We start from the raw sequence: 18,600 nt of genomic DNA on the forward strand, positions 1-18,600 counted from the left end.
TACACCACATCAAGAGACTTGACCGGTGGTGCCGAGGTTGCATGAGGGGGTGGAAGCGCAGGAGGCGTGGAGGAGTGAGCCGTCCAGCGCCGCGTACACGTCCGGCTGCCAACCAGGCGAATAAACACGGTTGGCCAGCTTCAGGCAGCAGCGAAGACACTGGATGGCGGCAACCTCGGGAGAGGACACACATCCCCGCCATTCCGAGCGTAACGCAATTGTTACCGCGCGGTCGGTATCAAAATCCTGGCTTCTGAGGGTCGGCAGGCGTACCGTGGTCGCCGTAAGAACGATCTGCGGGCCAGCACCGGCCCAGCGCGACGATGGAGACAGGCATGCGCTACCAGGCAGACATAGACGCTCTTGAGCGGCGACAACACTGGCAGTTGTCACGGCCTGGCAGGCTACCTGCGCCTGCGTGCCACCGATGGCGCCTGTCTGCTGCGCATCAGATGCGTCCGCCTTGCAACGGACAGTTAGGTCGGCATTGCCGAAGGCCTGCGAGTTAGGGAACTCAACCTTCGCAATCGAGACCGCCAACATACCAGTCGATATAAACAGCAAGACACCCATCTCATAATTGAAACATTGCGTTAATAGGTTGACTGTGATTAAATAGTAGCGACCATGAGTGAAACGCTGCCCCGCCATCAGACCTGACTCGTGACGCTTTGGTGGGGTCTGGGTTTTGAGGTGGGTTTTTCGTTGGTATTCCGTGGTGTTGGGGGTGTGCTGGCACACTAAGGGACCGGTAGGGTGGGGGTGGTGAGCCCGTTTCTGCGTAAGGTCAAGACAGCCTCGGGGGCGACGGCGGTGCAGATCGCGGTCAAGGAAGGGCGCCGGGACAAGGTGATCGAGCACCTGGGATCGGCCCACACTGAGGCCGAGCTGGCTGCTCTGATGGAGATCGGCCGGCACCGTATTGCCCCGGACCAGATGGCCCTGGACCTGACTCCCACGCCACCGGCGGTTTCGGGACTCCTCACGGCCTCAACCCCGGTCGGCACTGACGCGGTTGGAGTCCAAGCGCTCGGGCCTGCTGTGGGACGTTCTGCACGGGGTCTACACCCGTCTGGGGCTGGGGGACGCTACTGGGGGTGATCGGGCCTTTGAGCAGATGGTTCTGGCGCGTCTGATCGAGCCGACATCCAAGGCCCAGGCCCCCCGGGTGCTGGGTGACCTGGGCCTGGAGTCGGTCAGCACCAGGACCTTGTTCCGCTCCCTGGCCCGGGCCCAGGAGCGGGGCTACCGCGAGAGCCTGTCTGGGGCTCTGTTCGAGCACGTCACCAACACCTCCGGTCTGGCCCTGTGCCTGTACGACGTGACCACCCTCTACTTCGAGGCCGAGAAGGAGGACGACCTGCGCAAGGTCGGTTACTCCAAGGAGAGGAGGGTCGACCCCCGGATCATCGTGGGCCTGCTGGTCGACCGTCAAGGTTTCCCCCTGAGAATCGGGTGCTGGGAGGGCAATAAGGCTGAGACCACCACGATCATCCCCATCGTGGAGGCCTTCCAGGCCGCCCACGGCATCGAGGAGCTCGTCATCGTCGCCGGGCGCCGGCATGCTCTCAGCCGCCAACCTCACGGCCCTGGACGACGCCCGGCTGCGGTTCATCGTCGGCGCCCGACAGGTCCGGGCCTCAGGCGACCTTGAGGCCCACTTCCACTGGAGTGGGGACGCCTTCACCGACGGGCAGGTCATCGACACCATCACCCCCAGGAGGGGCTCGCGGAGCGAGCGGGACAAGAGTCGCAAGGCCGAGCCGGTGTGGGACCCGCACACCCACCCGGGCTCATGGAGAGCGGTATGGGTCTACTCCAAGAAGCGCGCGGCCCGGGACAACCAGACCCTCACAGCTCAGACCAACCGGGCGCGGGCCGTCATCGCCGGCGAGAAGCGTCCCAAGGGCATGCGCTTCGTCACCGTCCATCAAGGCGATCAGGTCCTTGATGAGGCCTCCATCGCCAGAGCCCGGTCCCTGGTGGGTCTCAAGGGCTACGTCACCTTTCGTCCCCTCGCATCTTATGGATGCCGGTGAGGTCGTCTCCTCCTATCACGAGCTGTGGCACGTGGAGCAGTCATTTCGGATGAGCAAGCACGACCTGAGAGCCCGCCCCGTCTTCCACCACACCCATGACGCCATCGAGGCCCACCTGACCGTGGTCATGGCCTCCCTGGCCGTAGCCCGCTACCTCCAGGACACCACCGGTATCAGCATCGCCAGGATCGTGCGCGAGCTACGCGGCCTGCAGGAGGTCACCATCAACCTCAACGGCCACCACCTCACCGCCGCACCACGTCTGACCGACACCGCCAACGACATCCTCACCGCCCTGAGCACCCCACCCCCGGCACACTAACCGTCATGAGTCAGGGCCCTTACTGCACGAGATCTGGGGACTATTGGCCGGGGCGTGGGCGTACTCCACGAGGTCGGGGCTCCCGTGCAGCGCGATCAACCCTGATTATCTGCTTAAGGCTGGCTATAGATGGGTCGGGGCTCCCGTGCAGCGCGATCAACCCCTGGCCAGTACGAGCCGAGCCTCGTGGAGTGCGCCCGCTTGCCCCGGCCGCCTGCGACGAGATCCTTCCGGACTTCCCCACACTGGCCGAGGCCTACTCACCGGAGCCGATCGACTGGGAGGAGGCCGTCCGGATCGTCGGCGAGGTCCTGGGCAGCAAGCGCCTCGGCCGACAGGCCTTGGAGGCGCACCGTGCCCGAGGCCTGGGACTCGAAGCCCACCGGGCACTCACCGCTTAATCCCTCATCGTCGCCGTCCAGAGATTTGCCGACAGTACTAGGCCGTGTTGCGAAACTGGGCCTGCGGGGATCTCTCGGAGCCGCAGTGAGCCACGTGCCCCGTCGTGCCCGCCCTTAGGCCGCGCGTTCGAGGGGTAGAGGGTACGACCGCGCGACCTACCCTACGAACGCACGGATACCTCGCCGTGCTTTCGCAACACGACCTAGCAGCTACTTCTTCTGCTTGATGGCGATGATCGAGAAGGTTCCGCCCTGGCGACTCGTGGCGGTCAGCGTCAGCGCCTGAGTCTTCTCATTCCACTTCATCGGCACGGTGAAGCTGTCCACCGTGTCGTAGGACCACTCGAACGAGGCGGGAAGCTTACTGGTGTCCACGGTCTCCGGAATGCCGCTTGCGATACTGGCGTACTTGCCCTCGTTAGGAGCGTTGAAGAATATGTCGCCATACCTATTCCCCTCGGAATCCTCCCCGGTCTCCATCACCTTGACCTCGCCACCGGAAAAGCTCCACGTTCCGCCGGTCGACTCTCCACGGTGCCCGTCATAGGGGTCGGTCTTGAACGTCCACCTCCCATTCTCGTTGACCGTGAGCTCCACACCGGTCCAGTCGCTGTATTTTGCATCAGCCTCGGAGAAGGAGATCTTCCACGTCCCCACGGCGAACTTCTTGAAGGCCAGGGTGGAGCCGGAGCAGCCGGTCAGGGGCGCGATCACGGCCCCGACGGCCGCGATGGACAGGTACTTGACCGTCTCGCGACGACCAAGAGCACGGGAGAGGAACTGAATCTGCTGACGCATAGGGATCTCCATCATCGTATGGACGCCCTCCCGTCACTCAGGAGCCACGGGAGGGCAGGAAAGACATCGGGGACCCCAGCAACATAACCACTCGAAAATTTCTTCGCCACACATGAAGCCGAACGTGCCGACCGTCACGACATCATACGTCCAGGAATATTTTTAGAGTCCAGCTTTTCCACACCACATAACACTCTTATCAGCAACAATTCAGCACATATTCAAGAATCTATAACTACGGCAGCCTCCCCTATCTCGCATGATGAACCACGATGAGCACCGGCCGAGCCGCTTCGGATCTTCAAGGCCCCGAGAACCCTGGGACCCGGCCGCTCAGCCACCGTACAGCCGGACATGTGCCGCCCACAGCCGCACCGGCTAGGCTTCCTCCCGGACAATCAACCAGAGGAAAGGACGAGTGAGCGTGATCAGGTCCCGACGCGGCACCGCCTCGTCCTCGTCGTCCCCCTCATCCCCCCGCCCTCCGCTGCGCCTGAAGTACGTCGAGGCCGTCCTGTGCGTCTGCTTCACCCTGACCTTCATCGTCTGGACCCGTCTAACCGTCCCCGGCCCTCTCACCCAGAGCGCCGACCCGCACCCCCCGAGCGGCCCGCTCGGCCTCGACACGCTCCTGCCCACCCCGGACACCCAGCCCCGCTCGGCCGCCGGCCAGCTCGCCGAGGCCTTCGCAACCTTCACCCACCCCCTCATCGTCCTGGCCGTCATCGCGGCCTGGGTGGTCTACGCCTACACCGCGCGCATGCGCCGTCTGAGCGTCTCACTGGCCATCGCCGCCGCCGGCATCCCCACCCAGTTCCTCATCGCCCTGCACCTGGCCTACCCCGCCCCCGGCGCCGCCTTCGCCGACTCGATCGCCGCCTTCACCCACGCCTACCCCAACGCGCACGTCACCGCCATGACCCTGGCCTCCTGGGTCCTGGTGACCCTCGCGCGCGCCCACCACCGCAGCGCCATGGTCGCCACCGGCACCGTCCTGGGCTACGCCGCCGTCGCCGTGACCGCCGTCGGCCAGTGGTACATGGGACTGGCCACGCTCAGCGACCTCGTCGGCGGCTTCCTCCTGGGCGCCGCCTTCGCGAACCTGGCCCTGTGGGTCGGCGGCATCGACGCGATCCTCACCAGCTGGGTCAACAGCCGCCTGTCGCGCGCCAGCAGCGAGAAGCGCGCCGCCGTCATCTACAACCCCACCAAGTTCGACGACCTCTCGCTCCTGCGCCGCCGGGTCACCGCCGAGGTGCACGCCGCCGGCTGGCGCCCCACCGTCTGGCTGGAGACCACCCCCGACGACCCCGGCCGCTCCATGGCCCACCGCGCCCTGGAGGACGGCGTCGACCTGGTCATGGTGGCCGGTGGCGACGGCACCGTGCGCGCCGTCTCCTCCGAGCTGGCCGGCACCGAGATGCCCATGGCCCTCATCCCCTCCGGCACCGGCAACCTGCTGGCCCGCAACCTGTCCATCCCCCTGGACACCGACGCCGCCATCCGCCTGGCGCTGCGCGGCCGCCTGCAGACCATCGACATGGTCACCTGCACCTTCGACGACGGCGAGGAGCGCTTCGTCGTCATGGCCGGCATGGGCCTGGACGCCCAGATCATGGAGTCCACCGACTCGGGTCTGAAGAGGGTCATCCGCTCGGGCGCCTACGCGGTGGCCGCCGTCCAGAACGCGGTCCCCGACCCCTTCACCGCCACCATCACGCTCGACGACGAGCCTCCCGTGCGCCGCCAGATGGTCATGGCGCTCATGGGCAACGTCGGCACCATCACCGCCGGCATGACGCTCTTCCCCCGGGCCACCCCCACCGACGGCATGGTCGACCTGCTCCTGGCCAGCCCCGGCAAGGTCGTGGACTGGGCCCGCCTGGGCGCACAGATCCTCACCGGCCAGGAGATGGAGGGATTCACCCTCACCCGGGCGAGGAAGGTCCTCATCGAGACCGACCGCCCCGTCCCCTTCGAGCTCGACGGCGACACGGCCGGGTCCACCCGCACCCTGCGGGCCGAGGTCGACCAGGGCGCCCTGCACGTCGTCGTCCCCCGGTAGGCCGACGGGCCCGCCCCTGCCTACCGCCCTGCCGGGCCCTCCCAGATGCGCGTGCCCGCATGAGCACACGAGGCGCCCCTGATTTCCCGCATCTTTCACGTGAGCACCGTGATGCATCCGCAAAGGCTCTCCTGTTTTAGACTGCGCACAGCCGGTCCCCATACGGGCACCCACACCTCGACGCACCCCGGTGCCGTCTCTTGAGCCAGCAGGAGTTCCATGCGTTCTCGTCTCACGGTCGCTCTCGGCCGCACAGCGCGCCTGGCCGCCCGCGTGCGCGGCGGCGGCCAGGGCGGCACCGCCTTCCCCGGCCTCATCATGGAGCGCACCGACCCGGGATTCCTGGAGCGGACCCTTGGCCGCCTGCCTCTCGGCGTCGTCGTCGTCTCGGGCACCAACGGCAAGACGACGACCACCAAGATGGCCGTCCAGCTCCTGCGCGACCAGGGCCTCAAGGTCTTCACCAACCGGACCGGCTCGAACTTCGTGCGCGGCGTGCTCGCCTCCCTGCTCACCGAGGTCGACGCCGCCGGCAACCTGGACGCCGACATCGCGGTCCTCGAGCTCGACGAGGCCCACGCCGTGCACTTCGTGGCCCGCGTCCGCCCCCGCGCCTGCCTCCTGCTCAACGTCATGCGAGACCAGCTCGATCGCTTCGGCGAGATCGACTACACCGCCTCCCTCCTGCACTCCGTGGCCCGGGCCACCAGCGACGTCGTCGTCCTCAACGGCGACGACCCGCGCCTGGCCGCCCCCGCCTTCCTCGAGGGCGTCACCGCCCGCGTCGTCTCCTTCGGCACCGGCGAGGACCTGAGCTCCCTGTTCCTGTCCGACGACGACCTGCGCACCGGCCAGCCCGGCCCCCGGGCGCAGCCCGGCGACGGTGAGACACCCGGCTCACGCGTGAGCCTGGAGGCCATCAACGGCCAGCGCGCCACCGTGCGCGTCGACGGCGTCGACCACGAGGTCGACTTCGCCATCCCCGGCGTCCACAACCTCCTCAACGCCTGCGCCGCCCTCGGGGTGGTCCTGGAGGTCCTGGGCGAGGACGCCGACCTGCCCGGCCTGCTCACCACCCTGGGCACCGTGCAGGCCGCCTTCGGCCGCGGCGAGGTCCTCACCCTGGACGGTCGCCCGGTCCAGCTCTCCCTGGTCAAGAACCCGGCCGGCTTCCGCATGGGCCTGCTCTCGGCGGCCTCCCAGGCGCAGGACGGCGAGGTGGTCGTCGTGGCCATCAATGACGAGTACGCCGACGGCCGGGACATGTCCTGGCTGTGGGACGTCGACTTCGCGGCCCTGCGCGCCGGCGGGGTCGCCGTCGTCACCGGGGTGCGGGCCTGGGACATGGCGCTGCGGCTGCGCTACGACGACGTCGAGGTCGCCGACGTCGAGCCCGACCTGCGCAAGGCCGTGGCCCTCATGCGCCGGACGGCCGCCGACGCCGACCGCCCCATGCGGATCTTCACCACCTACACCGCCATGCTGGCCCTGCGCTCGATCCTGGGCGAGATGACAGACGTTGAGGAGGTCATGTCATGACCGCGCGCTACGAGCACACCACCGACGGTCCCGCCCGGGGCCGCCTGCGCCTGCTCCAGCTCTACCCGCGGGACATGAACATCTACGGGGACTGGGGCAACACGCTCGTGCTGGCCCGGCGCGCCCAGTGGCAGGGCTACGACGTCGAGCTCCTCTCCTACGACCCAGGCGACGAGCTGCCCCGCGACGTCGACGTCCTCGTGGGCGGCGGCGGCCAGGACTCCGGTCAGGACCGCATCAAGGAGGACCTGACCCGGGTCGGTCCGACGCTCAAGGCGTGGGCGGCCGACGGCGTCCCGATGCTGGCGATCTGCGGCCTCTACCAGCTCTTCGGGCACGGCTTCACCACCGCCAAGGGCAACGAGATCCCCGGCATCGGCCTCATGGACACCCACACGGTGGCCGGCGACACCCGCCTCATCGGCAACATCACCCTGGACACCCAGGACTTCGGGGCGGTCGTCGGCTACGAGAACCACTCCGGCCTGACCACCCTGGGGCCGGGTGCGCGCCCCTTCGGCACGGTGCGCGTCGGCGACGGCAACAACGGCAAGGACTCCACCGAGGGCGGACGCGTCCACCACGTCATCGGCACCTACCTGCACGGCTCCCTGCTGCCCAAGAACCCGGCCGTGGCCGACTGGCTGCTGGCCCGCGCATTCGAGCACGCGGGCTCCAGCTGGGAGCCCGCGCCGCTCGACGACGCCTGGGCCGAGCGCGCCCGCACCGTGGCCATGTCCCGGCCCCGCTGAGTCTCCCGACGGCGGTGCAGGCTACCGGGGAGGTACGCCCCGTTCACCAACGGGGGTAAGTCGACCTCACCTATTTTGGTGAGTCGAAGCAAACCTAATGAGCGAGCACACAAAGAGATCCCCGTCACCCTTGTTGGACACGAAGTTTTTTCGATCCCACCCACACGGAAACCTCAAAAAACCGTCAGAACACCCCCGCTCCCGACTTTCGCCGAAATCTCGCACCACAATCGCCCAGCACGCCATCAACCCCTTATTGGACATTGATTTATTCAGGCTGAAACCGCAATGTGACATCAAGGCTCACACATTGCAGAATGTCTGCCATGACAGCACAGAATTCTTCTGGTTTTGATTGGCCCGCACGTTCTGCCGACAAGGTCTGGCTCGGCGTTTGCGGAGGCCTTGCCGACAAGTGGAACGTCAATGCCTGGGTGGTTCGCATCGCCTTCTTCCTCTTCGTCGTCCCACTCGGCTTCGTGTACTACCTGGGCGCCCAGAACATGCCCAACCCCACCGTCGGCTAACCCCTCTCCACCTCGCCAGACACCCCGAGCACCTTTACTTCCCAAAAGAGGCGCCGGGTGGCGAAACACCCCCACTTCCCGATCGGAATATTCCGACACAACCAGTCCGAAACATCAACAACCGACCATTTCCTGTCGCCACCGGCACAGCGCACCGCACCTGCGGCGACAGGAAATGATCGCAAAGTATTTTACAAGCCTCCCCCGCTGTCGACCATTCGCCTCAGAACAATCAGATTGTCGAACACCACGGCTCCGGTGCGCGGCACACCCGACCTCCCTTCCATCACCCGTAACATCCTCAAAGGGAGATGGACACCGGCGCAGAGCCTGACCTGATTTCCTGCGGGATAGAGAAGCATCGCCTTACACTCCCATCGACGAAGACACCCTTCATGTCGATCCGAGGACACCATGGCATTTGCTGTTCCACGACACCGCGCTCCCGCCGGCACCGCCCACCTTCCCGAACCGGGAGCGGCCACCTTCGCACTATCGGACCTCAGCCCCGGGACCAACGGACGCATCACCCGCCTGCTCGACGACGGCGTCGGCGGAGTCCTCATCAAGCGCCTGCGCAACCTGGGGTTCGTCCCCGGCCGGATCGCCACGCCGCTGCGGCGCGCCCCGATGGGAGACCCGGTGGTCTACCGCGTCTCCGACTACGAGCTGTGCCTGCGCCGCCACGAGGCCCGGCTCGTCGAGGTCACCACCGTCGAGGTCGAGGACCGCATCATCCTTCAGCCCAGACCCGCCGGCAGGCACGTGGCCGCGGACCCCGTCCAGACAGCAGGAGAGACGCTGTGAGCACCCACGACACCATGCAGCACACCGCCGGCCGGCCGCACCAGGGGCAGCACCCCGACGCACACCACCACGAGGGCGCCGACTGCCACTGCGGCTCGGGCAGCTCCAAGACGCTGGTGGCCGGGGCCCGGCGCATTGCCCTGGCCGGTGCCCCCAACGCCGGCAAGACCTCCATCTACAACGCCCTGACCGGCCTGCACGCCAAGACCGGCAACTACCCCGGCGTCACCGTCCAGCGGTCGATGGGAACCTGCAAGATCGGTGACACCACACTGACCATCGAGGACCTGCCCGGCGCCTACTCCCTGGACCCGATCAGCCCCGACGAGGAGATCGTCCACGACGTCCTCACCGGGACCTCGACCACGGTCAGCGCCCCGGACGCCCTGGTCATCGTCGTCGACGCCACCACCTTGCAGCGCGGCATGAACTTCATCGCCGAGGCCCTTGCCCTGGACCTGCCCACCTGCCTCGTGGTGACGATGACCGACGAGCTCAGCCGTCGCACGGGCCGGCTCAACGTGGCGGCCCTCGGCCAGGCCCTGGGAATCCCGGCCGTGCGGGTCATCGGGCACCGCGGCATCGGCATGCCCGACCTGCGCGCCCAGCTCGCCCAGGTCGCCACCTGGCAGCGCACCCCGCTGCCGCCGCCCAGCGACCCCGACGAGATCACCTCCTGGGCCGACTCGGTGCTCGCCGCCGCCGACTACCAGGCGCCCCAGAGCGACCAGATCACCTCAGCGATCGACAAGGTCCTGCTGCGCCCCATCCCCGGAACCATCGTGTTCTTCACGATCATGTTCCTCTTCTTCCAGGCGATCTTCACCTGGGCCGAGCCCTTCAAAGGCGCCATCGAGGACGGCTTCGGAGCCCTGGGGACGATGGTGCACGCCTGGCTGGACGAGTCCCACCCGCTGATCGCCGGGCTGCTGAGCGACGGCCTCATCGGCGGTGTGGGGGCGGTGCTCACCTTCATCCCCCAGATCGTCATCATGTTCCTCATCATCTCCGTCCTGGAGGGCGTGGGGTACATGTCCCGGGCCGCCTTCCTCATGGACAAGGTCATGAGCATCGCCGGGCTGGAAGGACGGGCCTTCGTGGCGCTCCTGTCCTCACTGGCCTGCGCGATCCCCGGCATCATGGCCACCCGTACGCTGCCGTCCACCAAGGACCGGGTGGCCACGATGCTGGCCGCCCCGCTCATGACCTGCTCGGCGCGCCTGCCCGTCTACGTCATCATGATCTCGTTGACGGTCGACGGCAGCGCCAGGATCGGTCCCTTCGGGGCGCGCGGCGTCGTCATGTTCGCGCTCTACCTGCTGGGGGCCGTCTCCGCGATGGCGGCCGCCTGGGTGGTCAAGCAGCTCACCGACCGCGGCAACATCCTGCTGCCCTTCTACATGGAGATGCCGCCCTACCGCATGCCCCGCGTGCGCACGATCCTCATCATGGTGTGGGACGCCTGCAAGGGCTTCCTGAAGAAGGCCGGCACGATCATCACCCTGACCACCGTCATCCTGTGGGTGCTGCTCAACGTCCCCATGCGCTCGGACGCCCAGTTCGAGGCCTTCTGCGCCGCCGACACCCAGTGCGCGGCGGTCTCGGCGGCCGTGGAGGACCCGTCGTCGTCCACGGTCAAGGGCGACGACGGGCAGATCGTGACCGACCCCGAGGAGCTGGACAAGCTGCTGGAGGCCCAGAAGACCTCCTACACGATGGACCACTCGTGGGCGGCCAGGGTCGGCAAGGCCGTGCAGCCGGTCTTCGAGCCGCTGGGCTTCGACTGGCGCATCAACGTGGCCACCCTGTCCTCGCTGGCGGCGCGTGAGACCTTCGTGGCCACGCTCGGCCAGATCGCCGCCGCCGAGGACCCCGAGCAGCCCAGCGCCCACCTGGCCACCATGACCTACCAGCAGGACACGCTCACCAACAAGGCGGGCGACCAGCTGTTCAACCCGGCCACCGTCGTCGCGATCCTCGTGTTCTTCGTCTACGCCCTCCAGTGCATGGCGACGGCGGGGGCCATGCGCCGCGAGACCGGCTCCTGGAAGTGGCCGGTCATCGCCTTCACCTACATGTTCGTCACCGCCTGGGTCATGGCGGCGCTCACCCACGCACTCGTCGCTGCCTTCCTGTGAGAGTGAGACGATGAGGACGATGTTCCGACGGTTGAGCAGACGGATGAGCAGACGGATGACAGCACACTCGGGAGGGGTGAGGCGGCCGTGCCCGTCGTTCCCACGCACCCGGTGACCACGCCGGATCCCGACGTGCTGCGGTGGGTCGTCCCCGACGGCCTGCTGCCCTTCACCGGGGAGGTAGCCCACGCCCCGGCGATGCTCCAGGCCCTCATCGACGACGGCACCCTGAACTCGGTGCGGGTCGACGACGGAGCAGTGCTCACCCTCCTGGGCCCCGGCCACAGCTGGCGGACGGAGGGGGCCCGGGTGCGCAGCGCGCTGGTGGACGCCCTGGGCGCCCCGACCTCCTGGGAGGGGGCCGCCACCGCCCACGAGTCCGGGCCCGACGACGCCCTGGAGGCCGCCGCCCGGCAGATCGCCGGCGGCTCACTGGGGTCCTTCGTCAACAGCCACGGCGGCTCGCTCGTCGTGCGCTCCGTGCGCGACGGCGTCGTCGAGGTGGCCATGGAGGGGGCCTGCGACGACTGCCCGGCCGCCGAGATCACGATGCATGCGCGCTTCGAGCACCTGCTGCGGCGTCGCTGCCCCTGGCTGGTCGAGGTCCGCCGCATCGAGAGGTAGCCGCGCCGGCCCTTCCCCCATCACCGAGCCGGACCTTCCCCTCGTTCGCCGAGCCGCCTCTCCACCACTCCCCCATCGCCGAGCCGGTCATCTTTCGCGTGGCCCTACCGTTTTTCCGTAGGGCCACGCGAAAGATGACCGGTTCGGTGTGTTAATCTGCCGATAGAAAAGCCTTACCTCAGACTGAGGCGGTCGATGCGCGCCACCCGCGTCGAGACGAGGCCGAGGACAGACAGAGGGCACAGGCACAAGGACTCTGAGAAGCTCCGAGCACATCCGAGGACACCCGAGGACAACATGACGACTGCAGTCTCATCCCACGGCACGTCGGCGTCTACCGGCACCATTGACACCCCTGATACCCCTGACACCCCGCCTCCGGCGGGACGATCCCTGTCCGACCTGCACCTGGGCACCAGTGGACGCGTCGTCGGTCTCCTGGAGGACGCGGCCAGCGGCCCCATCATCAAGCGGCTGAGCAACCTGGGGTTCGTCCCCGGGCGGGTCGTGACTCCACTGCGGCGCGCCCCACTGGGTGACCCGGTGGTCTATCGCGTCGCCGACTACGAGCTGTGCCTGCGTCACCACGAGGCCCGCATCGTCCGGGTCGAGGCCGTCACCGGGGCCGACGACGGCGTCGAGAGCGTGTCCGAGGTCGTCACCGGGGCCGACGACGGCGTCGAGAGCGTGTCCGAGGTCGTCACCGAGGCCGACGACGGCGTCGAGAGCGTGTCCGAGGCCGTCACCGATTCCGAGGACGAGGGGCAGCGCCGATGAGCGACCACTGCGCCGCGCACGAGACCCCCGGCGCCCCCGACTGCCACTGCGGGTCCTCCAGCTCCAAGACGCTGGTGGCCGGGGCCCGACGCATCGCGCTGGCCGGCGCCCCGAATGCCGGCAAGACCTCCATCTACAACGCCCTGACCGGCCTGCACGCCAAGACCGGCAACTACCCGGGCGTCACGGTCACGCGGTCGCTGGGAACCTGCCGCATCGGCGAGACCGACCTGACGATCGAGGACCTGCCCGGCGCCTACTCCCTGGACCCGATCAGCCCCGACGAGCAGGCGGTGCGCGACGTCCTCACCGACGCCTCGCAGACCATCAGCGTGCCCGATGCCCTCGTGGTCGTCGTCGACGCCACGACGCTGCGGCGGGGGATGAACTTCGTGGCCGAGGCCCTGGCCCTGGACCTGCCCACCTGCCTGGTCGTCACCATGACCGACGAGCTCACGCGGCGCGCCGGGCGCCTGGACGTGGCGGCACTGGGCGACGCCCTGGGGATCCCGGCCGTGCGGGTGGTCGGCAACCGCGGGATCGGCCTGCCCGAGCTGCGCGAGCGGCTCACCGAGGTCGCCACCTGGCAGCGCCCGCCGCTCCCGCCGCCGAGCGCGCCCGGTGAGGTCGCCTCCTGGGCGGACTCGGTCCTGGCCGCCGCCGACTACGAGGCTCCCCAGCAGGACCGCGTCACGGCCGCCGTCGACCGGGTGCTGCTCCACCCGGTGCTGGGCTCCCTGGTGTTCTTCGCCATCATGTACGTCTTCTTCCAGGCGATCTTCACCTGGGCCGCGCCCCTCCAGGACGCCGTCGAGGGAGGATTCAGCGCCCTGGGGCAGCTGGTGCACGGCTGGCTGGACGACTCCCACCCACTGATCGCTGGGCTCCTGGGCGACGGCCTCATCGGGGGCGTGGGCGCAGTGCTCACCTTCATCCCCCAGATCATCATCATGTTCCTCATCATCGCCTTCCTCGAGGGCGTGGGGTACATGTCCCGAGCCGCCTTCCTCATGGACAAGATCATGAGCCGGGCAGGGCTGGAGGGACGGGCCTTCGTGGCGCTCCTGTCCTCCTTCGCCTGCGCGATCCCCGGCATCATGGCCACCCGCACGCTGCCCAGCGCGAAGGACCGGGTGGCCACGATGCTGGCCGCCCCGCTCATGACCTGCTCGGCGCGCCTGCCCGTCTACGTCCTGCTCACCTCCCTCATGGTGCCCGGGGACGCGAAGATCGGGCCCCTGGGGGCGCGCGGCACCGTCATGTTCGCGCTCTACCTGCTGGGGGCGTTCTCGGCGATGCTGGCGGCCTGGGTGGTCAAGCGCCTCACCGACCGCGGTGGGGTGCTGCTGCCCTTCTACATGGAGATGCCGCCCTACCGGCTGCCGCGGCCGCGCGCCGTCGGGCTCATGGTGTGGGACGCCTGCAAGGGCTTCATGAAGAAGGCCGGGACCGTCATCACCCTGACCACGCTCATCCTGTGGGTGCTGCTCAACATGCCGATGCGCTCCGAGGAGCAGTTCAACGCCTACTGCGCCGCCGATGCCGAGTGCGCGGCGGTCTCGGCGGCCGTGGAGGACCCGTCGTCGTCGACGGTCAAGGGCGACGACGGGCGGATCGTGACCGACCCCGAGGAGCTGGGCAAGGCCCTGGAGGCCCAGAAGACCTCCTACACGATGGACCACTCCTGGGGTGCGACGATCGGCAAGACGGTCCAGCCGGTCTTCGAGCCGCTGGGCTTCGACTGGCGCATCAACGTTGCAGTGCTCTCCTCGCTGGCGGCGCGTGAGACCTTCGTGGCCACGCTCGGCCAGATCGCCGCCGCCGAGGACCCCGAGCAGCCCAGCGCCCACCTGGCGAGCATGACCTACCAGCACGACACCCTGACCAACAAGGCCGGGGAGAAGCTGTTCAACCCGGCCACGGTCGCGGCCATCCTCGTGTTCTTCGTCTACGCCCTCCAGTGCATGTCGACGGCGGCCGCGATGCGCCGGGAGACCGGCTCCTGGAAGTGGCCGGTCATCGCCTACAGCTACATGTTCGTCACCGCCTGGGTCATGGCCGCGCTCACACGGTTCATCGTCGCCATGCTCGTCTAGGCTCGCGGCATGGCGACTCCTGAGTTCATCGTCTCCCTGCGGCAGAAGATCGGGCACGACATGCTGTGGCTGCCCGGGGTGAGCATCGTCGTCGTCGACGAGGCCGGGCGCATCCTGCTGGGACGGCGGGCCGACAACGGGCGGTGGGCGGTGGTCTCCGGCATCCCCGAGCCCGGAGAGCAGCCCGCGGTGGCGATCCGGCGCGAGTGCCTGGAGGAGACCGGCGTGGATGTGGAGGTGCTGGCGCTCACGAGTGTGACCGCGGGCGAGCCCTTCGCCTTCCCCAACGGGGACAACTGCGTCTTCATGGACATCAACTTCGTGGGGCGGGCGCGGCCCGGCACCGCGGCCCGGGCCCATGTGGCCGACGACGAGTCCACGCACGTGGACTGGTTCGAGCCGGACGCGCTGCCCGAGCCGCTGCTGGGCTCAACGCCCGGGCGCATCGAGGCGGCGCTGGCCTGGCTGGCCGACCCGGCCTCGGGCGCGCGCTTCCATCCGGCGTTCTGACGCTGCCGCCCTTCCCGCGCGCACAGCCGGGGACATTCTGCGCCGCCGGGTGCATCCCCATCCCAGCCGGGGACATCCTGCGCGTGCGGGGACAGAAATTCCGTCTCCGACGGCGCCGAATGCCCCCCCCCCCCCCCCGGCCACGGCACCGGTGAGGTGGCTAGTCGGCGAGGCCGCGGTGAGGGGTGGGACCTCAGAGGACAGCGGTCAGGCCTCGGGCACCTCGATGCCGACGCGCCGGAAGGTGTCGGCCTGCTCGCCGTGCGGGTCGAGGGGCCTGGCGGCGGTGAGGACGACGTGCACGCCCTCGGGGGTGGTGACCTCGACCTCGGAGGAGTTCCACTGGGTGATGCGCGGACCGGTGACGCTGCCCGGTCGGCGCTGCTCGCAGGCCTCGGCGATCTCGTCGATCTGGGACAGGACGCAGGCGAAGCTGACGCTCATCGTGGGGCCGTCAGCCGGCGTGGGCTCCTGCGAGGCCGGCACCAGGAGGACGTCCTGGAAGGCCCAGCGGCGCAGGTGCACGAGCCGACCGGGAATGGTGAACAGGGTGAAGAAGCCGAGGGCCTCCGTCCAGAAGTCGACCGAGGCGTCCAGGTCGGATGTCGGGACGGTGACGAACATCGGCATGCCGTAGATGCCGCGGAAGGGCTCAGGTGGCTGGGCGTCCTCCCCGGGGGCGGGGACGGGGCTCATCTCGAATGCGTTGAAGGTGCTCATGCGGGTGAGCCTTGTCCCTCACGCTACGTCAGGGTCAAGACCGGCCCGGAAGGTGAGCGAAGTAGTCAACGCTGTCGCTCGCCTTGTCCGGGCCGTCGGTGTCCTTGTGGATGCCCTCAGCAAGTGGATCGGCTAAGCCGACCTCTTGCGAGGGGAGTCATCCGGATAGCAGCCGGATGGCTCCCCACCATTATGGCGGAGTGGCGACGAGCATGTCCACATCGCACCCTCTCGCTCAACACCGAAACGATCCCCGTAGAACTCAGAAGATCACGGCGTACCTTCCAATGAGCAGGTTATCGGGACATCCCCATTTCGGCCGGCGCCGTTGCCGAGGCGACCAGGTTGCTGTGCGGCAGCGGCTCATCGAGGCCAAGTGCCCGGCACCACTCGTCGGTGGTGGCCACTGCCGCCCAGTTGGAGTGCAGCAGCGCCATGAGCGTGGCGTGCACCGTGCGCGCGTCCGCCTTTCCCGCACAGTTGCGCAGGTTGATGGCGCCGACGGCGTCGGCGAGCACCTCCGTCGTCAGGCCGATCGTCTCGCCCCAGGCCGCCGAGGCCAGGACGCAGTTGTTCGCCATGAACCCGACGAGCGTCACCGTATCGACGCCCTGCCCGTGCAGCCAGGCGGCCAGATCAGTCCCCGCGTAGATCGAGCCGCGATGCTTGACGACGCGCCTCCACCGCGGGGTCAGCCGATGCTCGATACGGGGGCACAGCTCGAAGCCCTTCCCGGCTGGGTCGAAGACCGGGCCGCCGGGCGGGCCGGCGTGCTGCACGCAGACCACCGGGATCCCGGCGTTCTCGGCCGCATCGAGTGCCTGCTCGATCCGTTCGAGGCAGTCACTTAGACGTGGGTAGCGGATGCGCAGCGGCAGGCGGGCGTACTCGTTCTGCACATCGATCAGGACCAGTGCCCTGCGGGGACCGGGCCGACGGCGATGAGCCCGAGCACCTGACGAGTGCTCGGCAACAGGCTCGGTATGGGGCTGGGCACGACCCTCACCCTGGGGTGGCAGCCCACCGCGGGACTCAGGCCGGGACTCATGTCGGGACTCAGGGTGAGGGACTTGTGGGGACTGGTTCTGAAAAGCGGTCACGGTGCCTCCGAGGGTGCGCGCATCGGCGCGGTGCTTGCCTTACCTCCACCAGGATGTGCGGGCGGGCTGCCGCCCACCAGTGGCACCTATGCTGACTATCGATGGATTCACGCCAACCGACTCGGCACTCACCCGGCACCCGCCCCTCACCGGGCCGAGCCGAGCTCACTCAGGCGGGCAGCATGCGCATCGCCGTCTACGCCTTCGACGGCATCACCATGTTCCACCTGTCGATCCCCCAGATGGTCTTCGGAACCGTGAGCCGGTTGGGTCTGGCGGACTGGCGGACCTCGCTGTTCACCATTGGCCCCGGGGCGGCGGTGCCCGCCGGTGACTCAACGAGCTCCGCGGACCGCACGGATCCGACGCCACCAGCCCCCGCACCGTCCAGCGCCTCTCTGCGCACCTCGGAGGGGTACGTCCTCAGCGGCCTGGGCGGTCCGGAGCTGGCACAGGAGGCCGACGTCGTCGTGGTCCCGGCGTGGTTCGCCGACGGGCGCCCCGCGGGGCGGGAGCTGTGCTCGCTGCTGAAGGCGGCGCACACGCGCGGCGCCAGCGTCGCCGGCCTGTGCCTGGGGGCGATTCCACTGGCCGAAGCCGGTCTCATCGGCGGGCGCCGGGCGGTGACGCACTGGCGGGCCTTCGAGCCGCTGGCACGCGAGCACCCGGAGATCGCTCTGGACGAGTCGGTCCTGTACGTCGACCACGGTGACGTGCTGACCTCCGCGGGTGCGGCGTCGGGGCTGGACGCCTGTCTGCACCTGGTGCGCGTGCGGCTGGGCGCCCAGGCCGCCAACGAGGTCGCGCGTCAGCTCGTCATCGCGCCGCACCGCGAGGGCGGACAGGCCCAGTACATCGAGCGGCCGGTGCCGCACCACGCCGACGACGACCCGATCGGCCGCACCACGACCTGGGCGTTGGCTCACCTGGGCGAGCCACTGCCGGTGAAGCGGCTGGCGAGACGGGCGCAGATGAGCACCCGCTCCTTCATCCGCTCCTTCCGTCGGGCGACCGGCACCGCACCGGCGGCCTGGGTGCGCGCCCAGCGCGTGCGCGAGGCGCAGCGCCTCCTGGAGAGTACGGACCTGGCGATCGAGCGGGTGGCCTCAGTCTGCGGCTTCGGCAGCGCCGTCACCATGCGGCAGGCCTTCACCCGGGCGCTCGGTACGACGCCGTCGGCCTACCGACGACGATTCCGCACCACTCCCTCGCCCCCCTCACCCTCGACGGTGCCCTGAGCCGCACCGCCAGGGACATTCTGCTCCGCCGGGTGCATCCCCATCCCAGCCGGGGACATCCTGCGCGTGCGGGGACAGGAATTCCGTCCCCGTACGCGTCGATGGCACCCGCCTGCGTTTTTTGTCCCCGGAGGCGTCGAATGTCCC

Annotated in this window: 16 protein-coding genes and 1 pseudogene; 13 read left to right on the top strand and 4 right to left on the bottom strand. The window is 68.5% G+C overall.

What is annotated here, in order from left to right:
* Positions 1-9: 9 nt before the first annotated feature.
* A complete protein-coding gene (locus tag EL340_RS09920) occupies positions 10-651 on the bottom strand; it encodes a hypothetical protein (RefSeq protein ID WP_126414442.1) in 642 nt (213 codons plus the stop codon).
* 114 nt (positions 652-765) lie between these two features.
* Between EL340_RS09920 and EL340_RS15970 the strand changes: the two are divergent.
* Together EL340_RS15970 and EL340_RS09930 are read left to right on the top strand one after the other, a co-directional pair.
* Positions 766-2,361 (top strand): annotated as a pseudogene (locus tag EL340_RS15970) (IS1634 family transposase).
* 191 nt (positions 2,362-2,552) lie between these two features.
* Complete coding sequence (locus tag EL340_RS09930) at positions 2,553-2,762, top strand: hypothetical protein (protein ID WP_232022998.1); 210 nt, start codon at positions 2,553-2,555, stop codon at positions 2,760-2,762.
* Positions 2,763-2,972: 210 nt separating this feature from the next.
* Here EL340_RS09930 and EL340_RS09935 read toward each other — a convergent pair whose 3' ends face one another.
* Positions 2,973-3,560 carry a hypothetical protein gene (locus tag EL340_RS09935; RefSeq protein WP_126414443.1) on the bottom strand — a complete coding sequence of 196 codons (588 nt, stop codon included), beginning with the start codon at positions 3,558-3,560 and terminating at the stop codon, positions 2,973-2,975.
* A gap of 487 nt (positions 3,561-4,047) precedes the next feature.
* Between EL340_RS09935 and EL340_RS09940 the strand changes: the two genes are divergently transcribed.
* From EL340_RS09940 to EL340_RS09985, 10 genes are all read left to right on the top strand, one after another.
* Positions 4,048-5,625, top strand: a complete 1,578-nt coding sequence (locus EL340_RS09940; protein WP_126415435.1) for a bifunctional phosphatase PAP2/diacylglycerol kinase family protein — start codon at positions 4,048-4,050, stop codon at positions 5,623-5,625.
* Positions 5,626-5,844: 219 nt separating this feature from the next.
* Positions 5,845-7,164: a Mur ligase family protein gene (locus tag EL340_RS09945; protein ID WP_126414444.1), complete on the top strand. Its 1,320-nt coding sequence runs from the start codon at positions 5,845-5,847 to the stop codon at positions 7,162-7,164.
* Positions 7,161-7,916 carry a type 1 glutamine amidotransferase gene (locus EL340_RS09950; protein ID WP_126414445.1) on the top strand — a complete coding sequence of 252 codons (756 nt, stop codon included), beginning with the start codon at positions 7,161-7,163 and terminating at the stop codon, positions 7,914-7,916. The genes EL340_RS09945 and EL340_RS09950 overlap by 4 nt, the downstream gene beginning before the upstream one ends.
* Before the next feature lie 326 nt (positions 7,917-8,242).
* Positions 8,243-8,443, top strand: a complete 201-nt coding sequence (locus EL340_RS09955; RefSeq protein WP_126414446.1) for a PspC domain-containing protein — start codon at positions 8,243-8,245, stop codon at positions 8,441-8,443.
* 414 nt (positions 8,444-8,857) lie between these two features.
* Complete coding sequence (locus tag EL340_RS09960) at positions 8,858-9,250, top strand: FeoA family protein (RefSeq protein WP_126414447.1); 393 nt, start codon at positions 8,858-8,860, stop codon at positions 9,248-9,250.
* Positions 9,247-11,388: a ferrous iron transporter B gene (feoB, locus tag EL340_RS09965; RefSeq protein ID WP_126414448.1), complete on the top strand. Its 2,142-nt coding sequence runs from the start codon at positions 9,247-9,249 to the stop codon at positions 11,386-11,388. Before EL340_RS09960 ends, feoB (EL340_RS09965) begins: the two co-directional genes overlap by 4 nt.
* Before the next feature lie 87 nt (positions 11,389-11,475).
* The gene (locus EL340_RS09970) at positions 11,476-12,012 is read left to right on the top strand and encodes a NifU family protein (protein WP_126414449.1); all 537 of its coding nucleotides are present in this window, start codon (positions 11,476-11,478) and stop codon (positions 12,010-12,012) included.
* Between the two features lie 297 nt (positions 12,013-12,309).
* A complete protein-coding gene (locus EL340_RS09975; protein WP_126414450.1) occupies positions 12,310-12,789 on the top strand; it encodes a FeoA family protein in 480 nt (159 codons plus the stop codon).
* Complete coding sequence (feoB, locus tag EL340_RS09980) at positions 12,786-14,885, top strand: ferrous iron transporter B (protein ID WP_126414451.1); 2,100 nt, start codon at positions 12,786-12,788, stop codon at positions 14,883-14,885. Before EL340_RS09975 ends, feoB (EL340_RS09980) begins: the two co-directional genes overlap by 4 nt.
* Before the next feature lie 9 nt (positions 14,886-14,894).
* Entirely contained in the window at positions 14,895-15,395 is a 501-nt protein-coding gene (locus tag EL340_RS09985; RefSeq protein WP_126414452.1) for an NUDIX hydrolase, read from the top strand.
* A gap of 207 nt (positions 15,396-15,602) precedes the next feature.
* On the opposite strand, the gene EL340_RS09990 is transcribed toward EL340_RS09985, so the two are convergent.
* Positions 15,603-16,115, bottom strand: a complete 513-nt coding sequence (locus EL340_RS09990; protein WP_126414453.1) for a VOC family protein — start codon at positions 16,113-16,115, stop codon at positions 15,603-15,605.
* Positions 16,116-16,411: 296 nt separating this feature from the next.
* Complete coding sequence (locus tag EL340_RS09995) at positions 16,412-17,029, bottom strand: isochorismatase family protein (protein WP_269471653.1); 618 nt, start codon at positions 17,027-17,029, stop codon at positions 16,412-16,414.
* Positions 17,030-17,397: 368 nt separating this feature from the next.
* Here EL340_RS09995 and EL340_RS10000 point away from each other — a divergent pair, with 368 nt between their 5' ends.
* A complete protein-coding gene (locus EL340_RS10000) occupies positions 17,398-18,453 on the top strand; it encodes a GlxA family transcriptional regulator (protein ID WP_126414454.1) in 1,056 nt (351 codons plus the stop codon).
* The last annotated feature ends 147 nt before the right edge of the window (positions 18,454-18,600 follow it).

This window comes from Actinomyces viscosus (genome assembly GCF_900637975.1).
Classification (GTDB): Bacteria; Actinomycetota; Actinomycetes; order Actinomycetales; family Actinomycetaceae; genus Actinomyces; species Actinomyces viscosus.

Coding starts and splice junctions, on each gene's coding strand:
- EL340_RS09920 (WP_126414442.1), bottom strand. CDS start 651: ATGGCGGGGCAGCGTTTCACTCATGGTCGCTACTATTTAATCACAGTC.
- EL340_RS09990 (WP_126414453.1), bottom strand. CDS start 16,115: ATGAGCACCTTCAACGCATTCGAGATGAGCCCCGTCCCCGCCCCCGGG.
- EL340_RS09955 (WP_126414446.1), top strand. CDS start 8,243: ATGACAGCACAGAATTCTTCTGGTTTTGATTGGCCCGCACGTTCTGCC.
- EL340_RS09935 (WP_126414443.1), bottom strand. CDS start 3,560: ATGCGTCAGCAGATTCAGTTCCTCTCCCGTGCTCTTGGTCGTCGCGAG.
- EL340_RS09950 (WP_126414445.1), top strand. CDS start 7,161: ATGACCGCGCGCTACGAGCACACCACCGACGGTCCCGCCCGGGGCCGC.
- EL340_RS09945 (WP_126414444.1), top strand. CDS start 5,845: ATGCGTTCTCGTCTCACGGTCGCTCTCGGCCGCACAGCGCGCCTGGCC.
- EL340_RS10000 (WP_126414454.1), top strand. CDS start 17,398: ATGCGCATCGCCGTCTACGCCTTCGACGGCATCACCATGTTCCACCTG.
- feoB (WP_126414451.1), top strand. CDS start 12,786: ATGAGCGACCACTGCGCCGCGCACGAGACCCCCGGCGCCCCCGACTGC.
- EL340_RS09960 (WP_126414447.1), top strand. CDS start 8,858: ATGGCATTTGCTGTTCCACGACACCGCGCTCCCGCCGGCACCGCCCAC.
- EL340_RS09975 (WP_126414450.1), top strand. CDS start 12,310: ATGACGACTGCAGTCTCATCCCACGGCACGTCGGCGTCTACCGGCACC.
- EL340_RS09985 (WP_126414452.1), top strand. CDS start 14,895: ATGGCGACTCCTGAGTTCATCGTCTCCCTGCGGCAGAAGATCGGGCAC.